This window comes from Actinacidiphila bryophytorum, from assembly GCF_016916835.1.
Lineage (GTDB): Bacteria > Actinomycetota > Actinomycetes > Streptomycetales > Streptomycetaceae > Actinacidiphila > Actinacidiphila bryophytorum.
This window is the reverse complement of record NZ_JAFFIX010000097.1, coordinates 1-210: the sequence shown is the minus strand read 5'-3', so window position 1 is coordinate 210 and position 210 is coordinate 1. Positions and strand designations below refer to the sequence as shown.

Annotated in this window: 1 pseudogene; it reads left to right on the top strand. The window is 71.9% G+C overall.

Annotated elements, in window-relative coordinates:
• A pseudogene (locus JT723_RS34730) lies at positions 1 to 210 on the top strand (hypothetical protein); the annotation flags it as partial.

Sequence of the window (210 nt, the reverse complement as noted above, 5' to 3'; positions counted from 1 at the left end):
AGGAACGCCGAGTCGACGCAGGCCGAGGTGCTGTGCGGGGCCGACAACTCCTGCCTGATGCACCTGGGCGGGGCGATCTCCCGGCAGGGCAGCGCCATCCGCCCGGTCCACCTCGCGGAGATCCTGGCCAGTACGGAGCAGCGCCCGCTGCAACCACCGGCTCAGGACGGTCCGGTGCGGGTGACGACCGGCAGCATCGGAGGAGAGCAG